Raw genomic sequence first — 17,725 nt, forward strand, 5'->3', positions numbered from 1 at the left:
GCCATGTTCGGTCAGACGATTAAACTCAACTCTTGCTCTGTCTTTCTTTTGGCTATCCGGGGTATCGAAGGACGTCGCGTTCGTGCTTTCTGATACAGATACGATTGGAGCGCACTCCTTTGACAGAGCCTTGACAAGATCCCTGTTTCAAATAATTTTAATCATTAAAATATTTAGGCGGGTGGTGCTCAATGTATCTGGGCTTAGATTTGGGAACGTCAGGTCTCCGCGGGATTCTGGTAGATGACACAGGACACGTTGTCGGTGATGCCGAAGTCAGCGTATCCACTTCGACGCCCAAGCCTGGCTGGTCTGAGCAGGATCCTTTGGATTGGATCAACGCTTGCGAAGAGGTTGTTGGGAAGCTTCGCATTGGTAACCAGCAAGCATTCTCAAAATTGCGAGGTATTGGCCTAAGCGGACACATGCACGGTGCTACACTGCTGGATCATGATGGCGAAATATTGAGGCCCTGTATTCTTTGGAACGATACTCGGTCAGCCGACGAAGCATCGACACTAGATCAAACACCAGAGATGCGCGCAATATCGGGAAACATCGTATTCCCGGGGTTTACTGCGCCGAAGCTGGAGTGGGTGCGTGCGAATGAGCCGGATGTATTCTCAAAGGTGTGCAAGGTATTGCTGCCGAAAGATTATTTGCGGTTTTGGTTGACTGGCGAATATGTTTCGGACATGTCTGACAGCGCAGGAACATCCTGGCTGGACGTTGACACTCGGCAGTGGTCAGAAAAGGCACTAGCCATAGGTCACATGCGTGTCGAGCAGATGCCGCGCTTGGTTGAGGGCAGTGATCCGGGTGGAGAGTTGAAGGCCCGTTTGAGGCGTGAGTGGGGGCTTTCGAATCCGGTTCTCGTGGCTGGTGGTGCCGGCGACAATGCTGCCGCTGCCTGCGGTATAGGGAGCATCAACGACGGCACTGGGTTTGTCTCTCTTGGTACGTCCGGTGTGTTGCTCGTGGCGCGGGAAGCCTATGCTCCTGATCCGGAAACAGCCGTGCACTGTTTTTGTCACGCGGTTCCTGATCGGTGGATACAAATGGGTGTCATGCTTTCAGCAACGAACAGCATGAACTGGCTTGCTCGCAATCTGGGCGAACCCGTGGAAAGACTCGCTTTAGCTATGCCTGAAAGACTGAACGGACCTGCAGCGATCACCTTCCTGCCATATCTGTCAGGAGAACGTACGCCACATAACAATAGCCATATTCGAGGCGCGTTTTTGGGCGTGGACATCTCGTCGGAGCCCGCTGAGTTGACCCAGTCTGTAATGGAGGGTGTTTCTTTTGGAATGAGAGATTGCCTGGAAGCACTGAAGAGCACCGGAACCCAGCCAAATAGCCTTATGGCAGTCGGGGGAGGTGCACGATCTCGGTTCTGGCTGGAAACCTTAGCTACTGTTTTGCAAGTTCCACTGGAATTGCCAAAAGGCAGCGAATTCGGTGCCGCTTTGGGCGCTGCGCGCCTCGCGATATGTGCTGTCAACGGCGCTGAACCGGCGCAAGTCATGACGCCGCCGGAAATTCAGGAACGCATTGAACCACGAGGCGATCTGATTGACGCCTACGAAAACGAATACCGGAGATATAGGAAATTCTATCAGGCGCTTGCGCCGCTGGCAGTGAGATGAAACCAGAAACGGGTAAAGCCTCCGGGATCGAAACCGCCATTCTTACCGATGGGAATATGCGTGTTTCGGTCCTGAACTATGGAGCTATCACGCAGGGTTGGTGGTACAAGGACGTGCCGCTCATCCTTGGGTTTGACGATCCAACTGCGTATCTCACCGATACGCGTTATCTAGGCGCAATTGTTGGGCGCGTTGCCAACCGTATCAGCGGCGCGACGTTTGAATTGGATGGTGCCAGTTTTGAACTGAACGCCAATGAGGGCAAAAACACCCTGCATGGCGGCGACGATGGGCTGTCTAAACAGTTTTGGGAACTCGAACAGATTGCACAGAACGAGGTTTTGCTGAGCTACGTTTCTCACGACGGAGAGGGAGGCTTTCCGGGGAATATCGGGTTCGAAGTCAGGATCCGCCTACAGGGCTCACGCTTGGTCTATTCAATAACTGCAAAGCCTGACCGGCCGACGCCGATAAGCATTACACAGCACAACTACTACACTTTGGGTGCTGCAGAAGGGGTAGACGAGCATAAGCTGACACTCGCTTCAAATTGGTATCTGGAAATCGACGATCAGGGTATTCCGTCGGGCAGAGTGCTTGCGACCAACGAAAAAGGGTTGGATTTTTCAACGCCCAATACGATTGGAAGTGTGCCTGATGGGATTGATCACTATTTCTGCTTTGATCATGATCGAGGCGCCAAGGCTCCGGTGGCGGAACTCACTTCACCCTCTGGCCTTGCGTTGACAGTCTACTCTGACCAGCCCGGAGCACAGGTTTATTCGGGCTATGGGCTGACAAAACCGCGGGGCGCTTCGCGTGGTGTGTGTATCGAGCCATCGGGTTATCCCAACGCACCGAATATCTCGTCGTTTCACTCAATAATCTATACTCCGGAGAACCCGTATCGGCAGGAACTTATTCTAGAAGTTTCTGAGGAATGACATGAGAGCAGTTTCGCTATTCTTGATAATAGGCTCAACAATCTCAGCGGTGGGTAGTGCGCGTGCCCAATCGCTTGGTCCTTCGCCGGAGTTCCTCGAACCGGACTTTGCAAGTGTCGAATTGGGGCGGTTGCTGTTCTACGATCCAATATTGTCCGGCAACAAGAATATCAGCTGCGCGACCTGCCATCATCCCAAGCTTGGCACGTCAGACGGTGTATCCCTTGGCATAGGGGAAGGAGGAATTGGGCTTGGTCCCGAGCGGACATTGGACCCAGAGAATACCCCGGAACAACGTATTCCTCGAAACTCACCAGGGCTTTGGAACCTAGGAGCCACTGAGTTCACGACGTTTTTCCATGATGGGCGACTAGAGGCAGACCCAACGCAACCTGATGGTATCAGAACCCCGTTGGGTACCCATATGCGGTCTGGTTTCAATTCAGCGCTGGCCGCACAGGCCATGTTCCCGGTTTTGTCGCCAGACGAAATGGCGGGTCACTATTCTGAGAATGACGTGAGCAAAGCGGTTCGCCTCGGATTTCTGACACAGCAAGGCGGTGCGTGGGATCTGATTGCAGAACGTGTTGCGGCCATTCCAGAGTATGAGCAGAGGTTTGAGGACTTAGCGCCGGATGATGAAATTTCGTTCACGGCAATTGCCAATGTAATCGCGGATTTTATCGCATTCGAGTGGCGTGCGGATAACAGCCCGTTTGATCGCGCAATGCGAGGTGAGGCTGAGCTGTCAGAAGAGGCCGAGATTGGTATGGGCCTGTTCTATGGAAAAGCCGGATGCAGCAATTGCCACTCGGGCTGGTTCCAGACCGATCACAAGTTTCATTCGATCGCACTGCCGCAGATCGGCCCGGGAAAGGCGGCGCGATTTGAAAACCATGTCAGGGACGACGGGCGTCTTCGCGTGACCGGTGATCCCGACGACGCGTTTGCTTTCCGCACGCCATCTTTGCGCAACGTGACACTGACAGCTCCGTACGGACACAACGGAGCTTTTACCGAACTTGAGGACATCGTGCGGCATCATCTGGACGCGGTTTCGTCGTTAAAAAACTACTCGATCGAGTTGGCGGCATTGCCGGACATCCCGGGCTCCAAAGATCAAAGGGCAATGTCGGACAATCAGCACGTGGAGGCGATTGCCCAAAGCAACAGCTTGTCGAATGTTAACCTAACGGACCAGGAAATCGACGCTCTTCTCAGATTTCTGGCCAGCCTTGAAGACCCGGCAGAGCGGCTAGGTGTGCCCGACCAGGTTCCAAGCGGGCTACCGGTTGAAAAGTAATCAGCGGTGAAGACGTATGATTTGGTTGGGCTGATATTCCAACCAATCGCCTTTCGATCCATCCGGCCAGATCATACGAACCTGCACCTGGTCCTCACTCCCAAGCCCAAAATGCTGAAACCCAGCGATACCACCAGCGTGACCGCCGCCGATTGTTAGCTCGCGAGTTTGAACACCCAGCGAGGTTTTGACTTCAATAAATCCACCAATTGCTGCGTGATTGGATTGATCCTGAGTGACATCCAGCAATAGCCAGTCGCCACCCTGAGAAGTGTTTTGGCTGATTTCGAGCTCAGAACCTCGGTTGACGACCACCAGATCCAGCTTCCCATCGTTGTTCAGGTCGGCAAGCGCTGCGCCACGAGACTTAGCCATCGAGGCAGCACCGGCATCTGCTGCAGCTTCAACAAACTGACCGTCGGAGTTCTGTAGCAGTAAGTTATTGGGGTCGTTCAGAGCCGCATCGGGCATCTGTTCTACGTTTCCCTTGGCCACGAATATATCGTCCCGGCCGTCGTTGTTGACGTCGCCAAACTGTGCGTGCCACCCGGTGGATGGCCTTCCGTCTCCACCGATATGCGGTCTATGAGCGGTCGTGCCCTTTTCGTATGTTGCATCGCGCCAGGTCGGGCCGTTTGTTGCTGGGTCAAATACCTGAAGTTTCTGATCACCCATCGAGGTCAGATAAACTTCGGGAAAACCGTCTCCTGTAAGGTCCCGAGAGGCGATCCCCATTCCCCAGATCGAAAATGGAAGCCAGTTTTCGTCTTCTGAGTATTGCCGAGGCTCAGGCTCCATTGCCCATAACTGCTCGTGACCGCCGCGAACATAGTAGTGACGGTCGTTACTGACGCGAAGATCAGCGCGGCCAGTTCGGGCCCAGTCCGAAAACAGAATAGAAAGCGAGCAGTAGCTGGGCTCAAGATGCAGTGGCTCGGGATAAAAGTCGCCTTCTGGGCGGTACAAAAGGGTTGGTCCGCAGGATCCAAAAGGACCTTCGGCATCAAACCGATCAACATAGGTGCCAAACGCCAAGGTCGGTAAAGTTTGCCCGCTTTCCCATGTTGCCGAGAAACCTGTGGTCCAGTGATCCTCGGACTGAAACCCGAGTTCAGTGAAAGGGCTGAATTGGCAGTCGGGATGGCCCCGAAGAAGCAGGTCTGGGCCAACACGCAAAATCGCCAGATCCATTACGCCGTCGCTATCAACGTCGAGAGGGTAGGCGCCGGTAACACCGGTCACAGAAATAACTTCAGGCGTCTCAGCCTGAAATGATATCTGTTCCTTCGAGGTATTGATGAATAGTTGAGACCGGTTGGAACCGCCGGCCAAAAAGAGCTCTGGCAGCGAGTCCCTATTGCAATCGAAAACGGCCACACCACCGCCGACAAAATGCTCCCACCCGCCATCATAGACGTGTTTTGGCACATCCACTTTTTTGAATTCAGGAGCATCAGCGCCCGCATTCGTAACTGTGGCCAAAGCCGCAATTAGTGCAAAATCAAGACGCATTCGACGTCAGCTCCTTGACCTTGAGAATCGAGACTTGCTCAATTCCATAGGCTGCTGCCCCTTTGGCCCACATCATGTCGCCCCAGTGATGAACTTTGATCTGGGGCAAAGGTGCATCGACATTCACAACGCCATTCCGAATGCGGGTCTTTACTTCGCTGGAGCACAAATGTTCAAAGCTCATTTGTGTCCCCGAGACGATAATGCACTCTGGGTCATACAAGTTGATCAGGTTGGAAATCCCGAGGCCAAACATCTGACCTGCGCGGGCAAGCACCGATGATGCTCTGTCGTCGCCTGAGTTGGCGCGGTCATGTATGTCGGAAACGGATTTCATGTCGTTGGTATGGCCGGTGACTGTCATCTCGCGGATCAAAGCATAGTCGCCCACATAGGCTTCAAGACAACCGCGTTGACCGCATTGGCACAAAGCCCCGTCAAGTTGAACTTTGGTGTGCCCAAACTCAGCGCCGCAGCCTCGTTCTCCACGGTATAGTTTACCGTCCAATACGATACCAAGGCCAACACCGTGTTCGATCGTAACGACGAGGAAATTCTTTAGGCCCTTGCCTAAGCCAAAAAGCTGTTCGGCCTTGGCGACAAGATTGGCGTCGTTGTCAACAAATGCGGGGCAAGGGAGCGCATTTGAAAGTAAGTGGCTAAAATCAATGTTTCTCTCAGTAATCGAAGAAGACCAGTGGACAAAATTTTTGTTTGCATCGACCAGTCCAGCGACCCCGATAGAAACACCTGCCAAATGAGCGACAGAACGATCGATCTGACTGCAGGTTTCTTCAAGAGCTTCGCGGATCGCCGATACACATTCTTGCGGCGACATTCTGGCTTTATCCAGAGCATATTTATGGGATGCGAGTTCGTTACCTTCAAAGTCGACCAAGATAACTGAGATTACTTGCCGAGCCACCTTGAGGCCGGCCACAAGATGCATCTGACCGTCCAATTGCAGCAATACTCTGGGTCTGCCTCTCTTCCCCGACGTTGACTGTGCTTGGCTTTCAGTCTCTTTGACCAGCCCGGCCGAGATGAGATCAGCCGTGGCGGCGGTGACAGTCGCAGGGCTGGTTTGCAAGGCGGATGCAATATCGATCCGCGAGACGGCCCCCTTGGCTCTGATGTGCTCCAATACCCGCAGGCGGGTTGCATTTCTTTGTTCCAAAGAAACCGGAGAGGCTTTGCTTTTCAGCATCTTGTCCTCGCGAATCTTGCTGTTGGCCCAATCTATTTGAATTTGGGTACCTCTTGTAGAGTAAATATTTTACCGACTGAAATAAATATGGTATTCAGATGTGCGAGAGCCGCGAATCGAAATGCGATGGCTCGGCAAATGGGAGGAAATCATGAAGAGAATTCTCAGCTTTTCGGCTGTGGCCACTTTGTTGGCTTCGACCGCATTCGCAGAGCCAGTGGTCGGCGTAAGCTGGTCGAACTTTCAGGAAGAGCGTTGGAAAACGGATGAGGCGGCAATTAAATCGGCGCTTGAAGCAGGCGGCGCTGAGTACATTTCGGCAGACGCGCAGTCGTCTTCTGCAAAGCAGCTTTCGGACATTGAAAGCCTGATCGCCCAAGGTGTAGACGCACTTATCATTCTGGCCCAGGACGCGCAGGCAATCGGACCAGCTGTTCAGGCTGCGGCGGACGAAGGTATTCCAGTCATTGCCTATGATCGCCTGATTGAGGATGACCGTGCGTTCTATCTGACCTTTGACAATGTGGAAGTCGGCAGAATGCAGGCCCGGGCTGTTTTTGAAGCCATGCCCAAGGGCAACTACGTGATGATCAAGGGCTCTCCTACTGATCCAAACGCAGATTTCCTGCGCGGTGGTCAGCAAGAGATCATCGGAGCAGCCGTAGACAGCGGTGACATCGTAATCGTTGGTGAGGCTTATACGGATGGTTGGTTGCCCGCGAACGCGCAGCGGAACATGGAACAAATCCTGACCGCGAACGAGAACAACGTGGATGCGGTCGTTGCGTCGAATGACGGTACTGCAGGCGGTGTTGTTGCTGCGCTGACCGCTCAGGGCATGGAAGGCATTCCGGTTTCCGGTCAGGACGGCGATCACGCAGCATTGAACCGTGTCGCACTGGGAACGCAGACGGTTTCGGTTTGGAAGGATGCTCGCGAACTTGGAAAGGCCGCTGGCGAAATTGCAGTTGCTTTGAGCGGTGGGACAAGCCCTGCTGATGTCGAAGGTGCAGTGAGCTGGACGTCACCGGGTGGAACCGAGATGAACTCGGTTTTCCTAGCGCCTGTTCCAATCACTAAGGACAACTTGTCCGTGGTTGTTGATGCCGGATGGATCCCGTTGGAGGATTTGTGTCAGGGCGTTGAAAGCGGACCTGCCCCTTGTAACTAAACCACTCAGCCCTGGGCCTTTAAGTATGGGCCTGGGGCAAATGCTGAATATGAAAGATCGGAAATGACCGAAACTTCGTCTCAGCCGATACCTGAAAAAGCGAAGCCCAGCCTGTTCCAACAATTGGAACTGGATATGCGGCTTTTGGGAATGATCGGCGCGTTTGTCATCCTGTGCATTGGATTCAATATCGTTACGGAAGGGCGGTTCTTGACCCCTCGCAACCTGTTCAACCTGTCTATCCAGACGGTCTCGGTCGCAATTATGGCCTGCGGGATGGTGTTCATCATCGTCACGCGGCACATCGACCTGTCAGTTGGGGCACTGCTGGCAACAACCTCAGCCGTTATGGCGATGACGCAGACCGAGCTATTGCCGCAGGTGCTTGGGTTGGGTTTGAACAATCCGGCAACCTGGGCGATTACCATTGTCGTTGGGCTGTTTGTCGGCACGCTGATCGGAGCATTTCATGGCTGGATGGTCGGATACCTGACGATACCAGCCTTCATCGTAACACTTGGCGGCTTTCTGGTTTGGAGAAACGTAGCGTGGTATCTGACTAGCGGCCAGACGATTGGTCCTCTGGATAGTACATTCCTGATGTTTGGTGGGACCAACGGAACATTGGGAACAACGACAAGCTGGCTGTTCGGCTTGTTTGCTACCGCAATCGCGATCTGGGCTTTGTGGAGTGGTCGCCGCGCAAAAGCGTCACATGGTTTCCCGGTAAAACCTGTTTGGGCCGAGGCCACTCTGGCCGGGATAATTGCAATTGCTATCCTTGGGTACGTTTACATCGTAAATAGCTACGCCATTCCGACGCGCCGGCTGCAACGTATGTTCGAAGCGCGCGGCGAGACTATGCCAGAAGGGCTGGTCGTCGGATACGGCATACCTATTTCTGTACTCATCCTAATCATCGTGGCCGTCACACTGACAATTGTGGCGCGAAAAACACGGTTTGGCCGATACATCTTTGCCACCGGCGGCAACCCGGATGCGGCAGAGCTTTCGGGTATCAACACTCGGCTACTGACCGTTAAAATCTTTGCTTTGATGGGTTTCTTGTGCGCCGTTTCCGCGGTGGTCGCATCGGCCCGCTTGGCAAACCACTCGAACGACATTGGTACGCTCGACGAACTTCGGGTCATAGCCGCTGCAGTGATCGGAGGAACCGCATTGTCCGGCGGCATCGGTACCATCTATGGTGCGATCCTTGGTGCATTGATCATGCAGGCGCTGCAATCGGGCATGGCAATGGTTGGCGTGGACGCACCGTTTCAGAACATCGTCGTCGGCAGCGTTCTCGTGTTGGCCGTCTATATCGACATCGTCTACCGCAAGCGATTGGGGGCTAAGTGATGCAAGCTCAAGACACGCAAAAAGCACCTCCCAACTCCGGACGCGGTTCGGGCGCGCCGCCATTGGTCGAGATGCGCGATATTTCGATTTCCTTCGGCGGGATTAAGGCCGTCGACCATGTGTCGGTCGATCTCTACCCGGGTGAAGTCGTTGGCCTGCTTGGCCATAATGGGGCCGGGAAGTCCACTCTGATTAAGGTTCTGTCCGGCGCCTATCAGATGGATCACGGTGAGATCCTGATTGATGGCAAGCCAGTCGAGATTGGCAATCCCCGTGACGCCCGGGCGAATAACATCGAAACGATATATCAGACGCTAGCCTTGGCCGACAATCTGGACGCGACATCGAACCTGTTCCTGGGGCGCGAGATGACGACCCCTTTTGGTTTGGTCAACGACGCAGCCATGGAGGCCGAGTGCCGAAAGATCATGGCTCAGCTCAACCCGAACTTTCAGAAGTTCAATGACCCGGTCTCCGCCTTGTCGGGCGGGCAAAGACAATCAGTGGCGATCGCTCGGGCTGTCTACTTCAACGCACGTATTCTGATCATGGATGAACCGACAGCAGCGCTCGGGCCGCATGAAACTCAGATGGTGGCGGATCTGATCCACCAGCTAAAGGCGCAAGGCATCGGGATATTTCTGATCGATCACGACGTGCATGCCGTCATGGAACTGTGCGACCGCGCCTCGGTCATGAAGAACGGAAAACTGGTTGGGACGGTCGATATCGCAGACGTAACTGATGACGATCTTTTGTCGATGATCATTCTCGGCAAGCAGCCAGCACAAAAAACAGAGTAGGGGGCAGAAATGCCAAGTGGATTTTTTGAAGGGATCGAAAAGATCCGGTTTGAAGGCGTGGATAGCAAGAATCCGTTGGCCTTTCGTCACTACGACCCGGATGAAATCATCATGGGCAAGCGTATGGAGGACCATCTGCGGTTTGCTGTGGCCTGGTGGCATTCATTCGCGTGGGAGGGCGGAGACCCCTTTGGTGGACCTACGTTCGAACGCCCATGGTATCCTCAGGACGATATGGGCCGGGCCCGCCAGAAGGCAGATATTGCATTCGAATTGTTTGAGCTTTTGGGGCAGCCATTCTTTTGCTGGCACGACGCTGATATCCGGCCTGAACAGGGAAATTTTGCCGATAACCTGCGCACATTGGAAGAAATCACCGACTATATCGGTGAAAAGATGCAAGTGTCTGGCACCAAACTGCTTTGGGGTACGGCCAATATGTTCAGTCATCGTCGCTGGATGTCTGGCGCCAGTACCAATCCTGATCCCGACGTTTTTGCGTTCGCTGCAGCGACAGTGAAATCCTGTATGGATGCAACTCACAAACTAGGCGGTGAAAACTATGTTCTGTGGGGTGGTCGTGAGGGCTACGAAACCCTTCTGAACACGGACCTGAAAACTGAATTGGACCACATGGGCCGTTTTCTAAACATGGTCGTAGAGTACAAACACAAGATCGGGTTCAAAGGTACTATTCTTGTGGAGCCAAAACCTCAGGAGCCTTCTAAGCACCAATACGACTATGATGCAGCTACTTGTATCGGATTTCTTAGGAAGTACGGTTTGGAGAAAGAAGTGAAGCTGAATCTCGAGCAGGGCCACGCGATCCTTGCCGGGCATAGCTTTGAACATGATATTGCGGTTGCGGCTTCTGAGGGGATGCTGGGTTCGATTGATATGAATCGCAACGACTACCAATCCGGATGGGATACTGACCAGTTCCCGAACAACACACCGGAAGTTGCCCTAGCTTACTATTACATCCTGAAAGCTGGTGGTTTTACCACCGGCGGCACAAATTTCGACGCCAAAATTCGCCGGCAATCGATTGACGCTGTCGACCTGGTGGCGGCCCATATCGGCGGAATGGACATATGCGCACGTGGTTTGAAAGCAGCGGCTGCTATGATTGAAGATGGAGGTTTGGAGAACGCGCTTTCGCAACGGTATTCCGGTTGGAAGTCTCCAAAAGCGGAGGCCATGTTAGGCAGTAGCCTGGATGAAATTTCCGCGCGCGTTTTAGGTGAAGGAATAAACCCAGAGCCGCAATCTGGACGCCAGGAAATACTAGAGAATTATGTGAACAGATTTGTTTAACTGCCAAACTTGGGTGTTTTCCACTGTTGTCAAAAGTCACGCCAAGCCGCCCTTGGAGCTGAGGACACGAAGAGAGGTTTTGTTCATTACCCGCCTATAAAGACATAACTGTTCCTTGATCTGGTCAAACGTCCGCAATTCTTTTTAGGTCACAGATGCTTGACGTTTGGGTCAGAAATGAATGACGTGATTGACCGATCTAATGAGGTTTTTGCCGTCGATTGAGTCAATTATCAGTGACGTTCCACATGTCCTGTTGAACGTCACACGAACCTGATCCAACCGTCATAGTTGGACCAGAAAACCAGTGAACGTTCGACATCAGAAGGCACCCCAAGTCAAATTTCTTTCCAGAAACGAATTGAGATGCAGAGCTGGAGATGGTTTTCTGGAGCTCGAGTTTGGTCCCATCTTTTTGATAATCAGAAAGTCGTCACTTGCGGCCCAAATCGGTCATTGAGCTTTGCCAACCTATGCTGCGAGGCGCTGAAAGACAAAGGGATATGCGCCTGCATCCCCGGCCGTAAGCAGCGCAAGACGCCTGTCAAATACGACAAACGCCGCTACAAACGGCGAAACCGCACCGAGATCACGTTCGGCAGGCTCAAAGACTGGAGGCGCGTGGCAACCCGCTATGACCGATGCCCAAAGGTCTTCCTATCAGCCATCGAGCTGGCGGCAACTGTTATCTACTGGTTATGAATCCTGACCCTACCATGCGAGCTTCAGCGCTGCTTTCGTTTGACCGAAATAATGCACCCAGAATGTTTTGGATGGCGAGCAGGTACATCCCGGGCCATTGCGTCCACGTTTCCGAGGTGCCGCAACGCTCCGTTGTTCAGCAACACGCCTCGCCCAGCATCATACCGGCGCTGTCCAAATCCGCTGGCAACGCATTCCCAGTCTTCCTTGGCCGCCGCGTTGCGGAATCTCGGTAGGTCGTGCGGGTCATGTCGTCCAGGTGTTGCTGCGACGTGATCGTGTTTCTTCGCATTGCTTTGGTGGGTTAAATGGTGGGTCACTTGTGTTGTGCCAGGTTGCTGGACAGTACCGGTTGTCGGCCTCGGCTTAGGGCGCATGATTGTCACGACGCCTTGTGGTTTCGGATGTCCTGGGACTGCCACGTGAGTTGCCGTAGGTTTTGGTGCCAACTGTGGAACCTGACCAGGAACCGCCGTGGGAACCTGATTGGGGGTTGCGGTTGGGACAAGCGGTGGTGTCGCTGTAGTGCCGCTGGGTTGGGGAACACGGCCGGGTACTGCGACCGGAATCTGGTTTGGTGTTGCAGTCGGGACGAGCGGTGGCACAGCAGTTTGACCCGTGGGCTGAGGTGGGACCAGACCAGGAACTGCGACTGGTATTTGGTTTGGTGTTGCGGTGGGCGCAAGTGGCGGCACCGCTGTTGGGCCGGTAGGTTGAGGCGGAACCTGGCCAGGGATAGCTATCGGAACTTGATTGGGAGTTGCAGTCGGAACTTGCGGCGGCACCGCGGTGGGACCAGTAGCCAATGGCGGAACCTGATTTGGAACAGCTGTCGGAACCCGGTTTGGTGTCGCGTTTGGTGCCAGAGGCGGAGTTAGGGTCGGCGCTACTATCGGCGTGGGAACCTGACCAGGAACCGCTATCGGTGTCGCGATAGGAACCTGACCGGGAATTGCGTTCGGGACCGCGCCCGGCGCAAGGACTGGAACAGCAACGGACGTGGGCGTTTGCTGCGTTCCCTTAGGCGGCAACTGATTTGCCACCGGCTGAGTTGGGCCAGTAACTTGATTACCTGCCCCTTGCCCACCAGCCTGCCCGCACCCTTGGCTCGACTGGTGTGGGTTCCCTACGCCTCGGCACCATCCGTAGTGATTTCCGCGGGCAAAGACCTGAGTAGCGGCCAGTTCTGCAATTAGACAAGTTGCGGTAAGTACAGCAATTCGGTTCAGTTTCATAACATTCTCACCAACTTGTTGTCAGAGCAAGATACGCGCCAGGATCGCCAGAGTCGGTCAAAGGGCCGTCTCTCAAAGGGACACCGACATATCCGGACAGAAATAGATTTTTCTTAAACTCAATGTCCAAACCCAGACCTGTCGACGCCAGTGTAGCATTATCAACTTCGAAACTTGCAGGGTCATTGTTCGAGATGTAACCCACGTCGAAAAAGGCAAAGGGCGTCAAGCGATGAATGCTTTGGGAACTGGGGAAGTAGGAATGAGACACTTCGAAAATCGCGGAAATCCCGGAATCACCATCCACTTCGTCAAACCGATATCCACGCAAAGCATAACGATCACCAAGGAAGTACTCCTCGACCGAGGGTAGCCGGTCTGTTGTGTACTGCCCCCAAATCTCAGTGCGCCAAGCTGTGTTGGGCGACAAGCTCGTAAGCGGGCTTTCGTACCCGATGCCGCCCCGCAGATGCCAGAACGAAGAGTCTCCGTCGTCAAAATTCGCGTCTGTCGTGTCATTGTCATTGTCGCCAAAAGACAAGGTTAGCCCCGCTTCCAGAGCTTGTCCTTTTGGATAGTTTTGCCCGTAAAGATATGTAAGGCCAACGACACTCGCGTCACTGGATAGTGGAACGCCACCACTGACTGAGTCCGCTTTTGAAAGGCGATAGTCCAACAGAAGATACCCATAACGGGCCACATCGCGGATCACGGGGTAACCCATCGCGACTGTGAAGTTCTCGCCGTCAATATCTGTTCTCGCAAAGTCCCCCGAGAGGTCACGTTTTGCGTTTATGTTCCCGTAGAAGATCTCACCGTACAGACCATTGCTGTTCAGCGGCGTGCGATAGGTAAGAGCGCCCCATAAAGAGTGTTCATCGTCTTTGTCCCAATTGTAATTGCCTGATCCCTCAAATCGCAGCAAATCCCCGACGGTCAGCGTTGAATAAAACTCTTGTACGATATAGAAGCTGAGCGCTTCTCCAAGCTCACGCGGAGGGTTGTCGAGTGTCGCGCTGCCGGCTTGTTTTCGCAAAGGCTCTCCCAATACCCTCAGCCGAGCACCAGCTTGATCCGGATAATCAAGTTCGGTCGACACGTCCAAGTCGGGTATGTCCTCGGCCAACATAACCGCCCGCTCAAATCGTTTGAGAGTTATTGGGTATGCGGTGGTGAGGGGGCGAAAGATCTTTTCTAGGGTTTGGAACGTGCGCGTATCTACACCTTCTATTTCGATTGTTTGAATACGTCCCTCATCAACAACTATGCTCTGCCCATCGGGACCAGGCCACGCCTCAGCCAAGAAGTAACCGTCTTCTCGGTAGATCTGAGTGATCGTTGATGCGACATCTACCGCTGTAATGCGCCCTGACCGATCAAAGGCCAACTGACCGGCAAAAGTTAGCAGCTCGTCCGTATCATACACTGTTACGCCGCTGACAGAGTGCTGTGATGCTATGTCCCAGGTTTGTGCAATGCTGTATTTTGGAACCGAAACAATGGCGACAAAAGTGCAAATGATCGCAATTACAACCGAGTTGGTTACGGGCATTTTCTACAACCTTTGCATGATTGAGAATGTTAAAACCCAATCCTATTACGAGGTTTGAATGTCTGAGCTTGCCGATATTCAAATTTGATCACGACTGGTGCTTTCGAGATACACAGCGAACAGGTTACAATGCGCCTTCGTCGCCTAGGAACTCGATACCAGCTGTGGCGCCATCAGAGTAAGCAATACAATTCCAAGGAGCGCGATCCTCACCAACACCGACAGTGACTTGTGTTCCGGCCTCGCTAAACGCGGATGAGAGCACAACGACTTGCGAATTGTTCGTCGTGTTGGCTACATCTCGCAAACACGCCTGCTGAGCGGGTGTGGGTTCGGCGGACGTACTGGATGTACTCGTGTCGTCACAGGCCGCAAGCATTGCGAAACAAGTTGCGCCTGCAATCATCACCATCTTTTTGGTCATTTTCTTCTCCCTCTGGGTCCGTTGAAATTAGTAGGATTGGATGCGTTAAGTTTCAGCACCGCGTTCTCCCAACGCTCGGTTCTTGTAAGACGCCTTCCAACCGCCAGCACTCACTCCAGCGGCCGGATGGGCTCGGCAAAGCGAGCAGCAACGACAACAACGGGGTTAAATTAAGTTGTGTCGAATTCGCATGTTTGAATCCTATTTTTGATAAATCAACATTTTTTCCGAGCGTAAAATTCTTTACGCTCTCGTGCGATAGGCTTCTGCTTTCAAAAAGGTAAGAGGGAGCATCCTTAGGGGCGAGTGAGTTCTCGTGAGCGGCGACGCGTTTGAGACCGCACAGAAAGTAAGAAAGGAGTGAAATATGGGATTTGGCGAAGCAGTAAAAACGTGTTTCTCAAAATACTTCCAGTTCTCCGGTCGGGCTTTACGCTCAGAATACTGGTGGTTCTTCTTGTTCGTAGTTCTCGCGAGCGCTGCTTTAGCTGTACTGGATACGATCATATTCGGGACCAACCCCGAAACAGGGCAGGGATCTCGGGTTCTGTCCTCTGTTTTCCAACTGGCCGTTCTCATACCTATGCTGGCCGCCGGTTGGCGGAGGCTGCATGATACAGGACGACCTGGCTGGTATTTGCTGCTGCCGATGGCGCTCAGCCTTACAACGCTCTTTGTTATGCTGGGTGGGGTGGCGTTCTTTTCGGTATTGGAGCAAGGGACGGATAACCCCGATGCATTACGAGGACCCGCGGCCGTCCTGGGCGTGACCGGAATTGTTGTTGTCGCAATTCTTCAATTGGTTCTGTCCATTCTGATGGTCTGGTGGTTGTCGCGCCCTTCCCAAGAAGGCGCAAACGAATACGGCGAACCTGTGTCCTGATCTGGTTGCCTAGGTAACGGCCGGAATCTCTGCTTAATAACAGCGCGAAACGTAACACAATGGAGAGAAAAATGAGGTTCAAAACGATTTCCATTGGAGTGTTGATGATGGCAATGGCGACCACAGCATCGGCGGAGTGGTCGTTCAACTCCGGGCCTAATCCCAATGCATTTATTCAGACTGGAAACATGACACTGGAACTTCAGTGTGACCGTATCCGCTTTGGTCCAGCTGGATACGAGGACAGCCAGGACATTGTGGAGAAGCAGGGGCTTTCCATTCGTTTTTTGAAGAATGGCACCACCGAAGTTGGGGCATTTCAGATTGGCGCAGAAAACGCTGCCGTGCAGATCGTCGATAATTATCCTGTCGAGGTCAGTTTCAATAGTCAGCAAGACTATGGCTTTGTACTGGACCAGCTTGCGGCCAATGCATCGGTTAACCTGTCGATGATTGACCAAGATGTCAGCTATGGGATCTTTGACTTGAAAGGTTCCAGCGCGGCAATTCGATCCCTTCGTTCTGAGTGCAACTCGGATGCTAGCCAAGAGGCCTCATACGAAGCACCCGAAGGCATCGTCTATTGTGGTGGCGGGGCGATAACACGCGTGATCGAACCCGTAATTTTGGACAACCCGGAGGGAGAGTGGGACGCGCGAGTAACGGTCAACGGCGAGTCGATCAGAGCCATGACGGCCTACAGTTACTTCGGAAACTCTGAGCCACCAGCCGGATTTGTCGTTGCCCTACTTGGGGAAGACAGATCCGAGTTTCTGATTTTTAGCGAAGGCTCGGTAAACTGGCTGGAATACGGGGACTACAGATATGATCAGTGCAATTGATGCCACCTTACAATCGGCTTCCCAAGTAGTGCGTCAATTGCAAGGTCCAGTTTCCAGGATTGTGCTGGTCTCTGGTTTAGTATGGAACTCACCAGCTGTCGCGGCTGATGTTTCGCAACTTCCCATCGGTTTGCGGGAAAAGGTTGATCTGGCGGCACAGGCCTGCGCGGAGTTCAACGACGGTCAGTTTGACTTAGGTTGGGGTGCGGTTGAGAGGGTCGATCTCGACGGAGATCTACGACACGACTGGGTTCTGAATGAGTCTGGTTTTGCGTGTTCGAGCGCCGCATCTCTTTATTGCGGAACTGGCGGGTGCATGTCGCACTTTTGGGTTGGCGAAGAGGTGCGCTCCTTGCTCAATCAAGGCTGGACGGTAGTTGATTTTGGGCGCCAACGCGTTGTGGCGGCAGATGTTCATGGATCCAATTGCGACGGAATAAACCCAACGCCTTGCGTCACCGCCAGTGTTTGGGACGCGGAAGCTAAAACGTGGCGCTCGTCTGCTGGTGATTGGGAGTAAACTGCAATTGGGCACCGTATAGAAGCCTGAGAGCCTGTTTGTTCGATGGGTTCTCTGTAGCATGCAAACTTAAGGGAAAGCCGTGTAAAGTTATGCGCAAAAACCGCGCAGAGTTATGGGCAGAATTTCAAGATTTTCTTCAATGAAATCAATGATGGGAATGTAGCGTTTTCAGCGCACCTACATCCGGTCCCGGAAATTACAAAGTCTTGTTACGGATGTCCGCTTTGGGCTGACTGCGGTCCTTTGGAGAAAAAATGCGGATGGCAGCAATGTCCGCATGGCTGCCGTTCGTAAGA

The 17,725-nt window shown here is 53.2% G+C and carries 14 protein-coding genes and 1 pseudogene; 11 read left to right on the forward strand and 4 right to left on the reverse strand.

The window, feature by feature from the left end:
* Positions 1-191 precede the first annotated feature (191 nt).
* From xylB to ACR0MV_RS19420, 3 genes are read left to right on the forward strand one after another with little or no spacing between them, the layout of a single operon-like run.
* Positions 192-1,649: a xylulokinase gene (gene xylB / locus ACR0MV_RS19410; RefSeq protein WP_480703340.1), complete on the forward strand. Its 1,458-nt coding sequence runs from the start codon at positions 192-194 to the stop codon at positions 1,647-1,649.
* Positions 1,646-2,593 (forward strand): aldose epimerase family protein, encoded by a 948-nt coding sequence (locus tag ACR0MV_RS19415; protein WP_480703342.1) that lies wholly within the window; start codon positions 1,646-1,648, stop codon positions 2,591-2,593. Before xylB ends, ACR0MV_RS19415 begins: the two co-directional genes overlap by 4 nt.
* A 1-nt stretch (position 2,594) precedes the next feature.
* Entirely contained in the window at positions 2,595-3,896 is a 1,302-nt protein-coding gene (locus ACR0MV_RS19420) for a cytochrome-c peroxidase (protein WP_480703343.1), read from the forward strand.
* On the opposite strand, the gene ACR0MV_RS19425 is transcribed toward ACR0MV_RS19420, so the two are convergent.
* Positions 3,897-5,408, reverse strand: coding sequence for a CRTAC1 family protein (locus ACR0MV_RS19425; RefSeq protein ID WP_480703345.1), 1,512 nt, complete (start codon positions 5,406-5,408; stop codon positions 3,897-3,899).
* Positions 5,398-6,615 (reverse strand): ROK family protein, encoded by a 1,218-nt coding sequence (locus tag ACR0MV_RS19430; RefSeq protein WP_480703346.1) that lies wholly within the window; start codon positions 6,613-6,615, stop codon positions 5,398-5,400. Before ACR0MV_RS19430 ends, ACR0MV_RS19425 begins: the two co-directional genes overlap by 11 nt.
* Positions 6,616-6,766: 151 nt before the next feature.
* On the opposite strand from ACR0MV_RS19430, the gene xylF reads away from it, so the two are divergent.
* The 5 genes and pseudogenes from xylF to ACR0MV_RS19455 all read left to right on the forward strand — a co-directional run.
* Positions 6,767-7,786 (forward strand): D-xylose ABC transporter substrate-binding protein, encoded by a 1,020-nt coding sequence (xylF, locus tag ACR0MV_RS19435; RefSeq protein WP_480703348.1) that lies wholly within the window; start codon positions 6,767-6,769, stop codon positions 7,784-7,786.
* A 63-nt stretch (positions 7,787-7,849) separates the two neighbouring features.
* The gene (locus tag ACR0MV_RS19440) at positions 7,850-9,148 is read left to right on the forward strand and encodes a sugar ABC transporter permease (protein WP_480703349.1); all 1,299 of its coding nucleotides are present in this window, start codon (positions 7,850-7,852) and stop codon (positions 9,146-9,148) included.
* Positions 9,148-9,951, forward strand: coding sequence for an ATP-binding cassette domain-containing protein (locus ACR0MV_RS19445; protein ID WP_475201431.1), 804 nt, complete (start codon positions 9,148-9,150; stop codon positions 9,949-9,951). Before ACR0MV_RS19440 ends, ACR0MV_RS19445 begins: the two co-directional genes overlap by 1 nt.
* 9 nt (positions 9,952-9,960) lie before the next feature.
* Positions 9,961-11,268: a xylose isomerase gene (gene xylA, locus ACR0MV_RS19450; protein ID WP_480703351.1), complete on the forward strand. Its 1,308-nt coding sequence runs from the start codon at positions 9,961-9,963 to the stop codon at positions 11,266-11,268.
* A gap of 480 nt (positions 11,269-11,748) precedes the next feature.
* Positions 11,749-11,970 (forward strand): annotated as a pseudogene (locus ACR0MV_RS19455) (transposase); the annotation flags it as partial.
* Between the two features lie 1,242 nt (positions 11,971-13,212).
* Here the strand turns inward: ACR0MV_RS19455 and ACR0MV_RS19460 are convergent.
* Complete coding sequence (locus ACR0MV_RS19460; RefSeq protein ID WP_170429863.1) at positions 13,213-14,757, reverse strand: ShlB/FhaC/HecB family hemolysin secretion/activation protein; 1,545 nt, start codon at positions 14,755-14,757, stop codon at positions 13,213-13,215.
* A 124-nt stretch (positions 14,758-14,881) separates the two neighbouring features.
* Complete coding sequence (locus ACR0MV_RS19465) at positions 14,882-15,181, reverse strand: hypothetical protein (RefSeq protein WP_480703353.1); 300 nt, start codon at positions 15,179-15,181, stop codon at positions 14,882-14,884.
* 457 nt (positions 15,182-15,638) lie between these two features.
* Here ACR0MV_RS19465 and ACR0MV_RS19470 point away from each other — a divergent pair, with 457 nt between their 5' ends.
* From ACR0MV_RS19470 to ACR0MV_RS19480, 3 genes are all read left to right on the forward strand, one after another.
* The gene (locus ACR0MV_RS19470; protein ID WP_480703354.1) at positions 15,639-16,064 is read left to right on the forward strand and encodes a DUF805 domain-containing protein; all 426 of its coding nucleotides are present in this window, start codon (positions 15,639-15,641) and stop codon (positions 16,062-16,064) included.
* 71 nt (positions 16,065-16,135) lie between these two features.
* Positions 16,136-16,906, forward strand: a complete 771-nt coding sequence (locus tag ACR0MV_RS19475; protein WP_480703355.1) for a hypothetical protein — start codon at positions 16,136-16,138, stop codon at positions 16,904-16,906.
* Positions 16,890-17,426 carry a hypothetical protein gene (locus tag ACR0MV_RS19480; RefSeq protein WP_480703356.1) on the forward strand — a complete coding sequence of 179 codons (537 nt, stop codon included), beginning with the start codon at positions 16,890-16,892 and terminating at the stop codon, positions 17,424-17,426. Before ACR0MV_RS19475 ends, ACR0MV_RS19480 begins: the two co-directional genes overlap by 17 nt.
* The last annotated feature ends 299 nt before the right edge of the window (positions 17,427-17,725 follow it).

Source organism: Ruegeria sp. BC3 (assembly GCF_056539265.1).

Excerpts from the sequence above, each read along its gene's own strand:
- ACR0MV_RS19430 (WP_480703346.1), bottom strand. The coding sequence starts at position 6,615 with ATGCTGAAAAGCAAAGCCTCTCCGGTTTCTTTGGAACAAAGAAATGCA.
- ACR0MV_RS19460 (WP_170429863.1), bottom strand. The coding sequence starts at position 14,757 with ATGCCCGTAACCAACTCGGTTGTAATTGCGATCATTTGCACTTTTGTC.
- xylB (WP_480703340.1), top strand. The coding sequence starts at position 192 with ATGTATCTGGGCTTAGATTTGGGAACGTCAGGTCTCCGCGGGATTCTG.
- ACR0MV_RS19480 (WP_480703356.1), top strand. The coding sequence starts at position 16,890 with ATGATCAGTGCAATTGATGCCACCTTACAATCGGCTTCCCAAGTAGTG.
- ACR0MV_RS19445 (WP_475201431.1), top strand. The coding sequence starts at position 9,148 with ATGCAAGCTCAAGACACGCAAAAAGCACCTCCCAACTCCGGACGCGGT.
- ACR0MV_RS19465 (WP_480703353.1), bottom strand. The coding sequence starts at position 15,181 with ATGACCAAAAAGATGGTGATGATTGCAGGCGCAACTTGTTTCGCAATG.
- ACR0MV_RS19425 (WP_480703345.1), bottom strand. The coding sequence starts at position 5,408 with ATGCGTCTTGATTTTGCACTAATTGCGGCTTTGGCCACAGTTACGAAT.
- ACR0MV_RS19440 (WP_480703349.1), top strand. The coding sequence starts at position 7,850 with ATGACCGAAACTTCGTCTCAGCCGATACCTGAAAAAGCGAAGCCCAGC.
- ACR0MV_RS19415 (WP_480703342.1), top strand. The coding sequence starts at position 1,646 with ATGAAACCAGAAACGGGTAAAGCCTCCGGGATCGAAACCGCCATTCTT.
- ACR0MV_RS19475 (WP_480703355.1), top strand. The coding sequence starts at position 16,136 with ATGAGGTTCAAAACGATTTCCATTGGAGTGTTGATGATGGCAATGGCG.
- xylF (WP_480703348.1), top strand. The coding sequence starts at position 6,767 with ATGAAGAGAATTCTCAGCTTTTCGGCTGTGGCCACTTTGTTGGCTTCG.
- xylA (WP_480703351.1), top strand. The coding sequence starts at position 9,961 with ATGCCAAGTGGATTTTTTGAAGGGATCGAAAAGATCCGGTTTGAAGGC.
- ACR0MV_RS19420 (WP_480703343.1), top strand. The coding sequence starts at position 2,595 with ATGAGAGCAGTTTCGCTATTCTTGATAATAGGCTCAACAATCTCAGCG.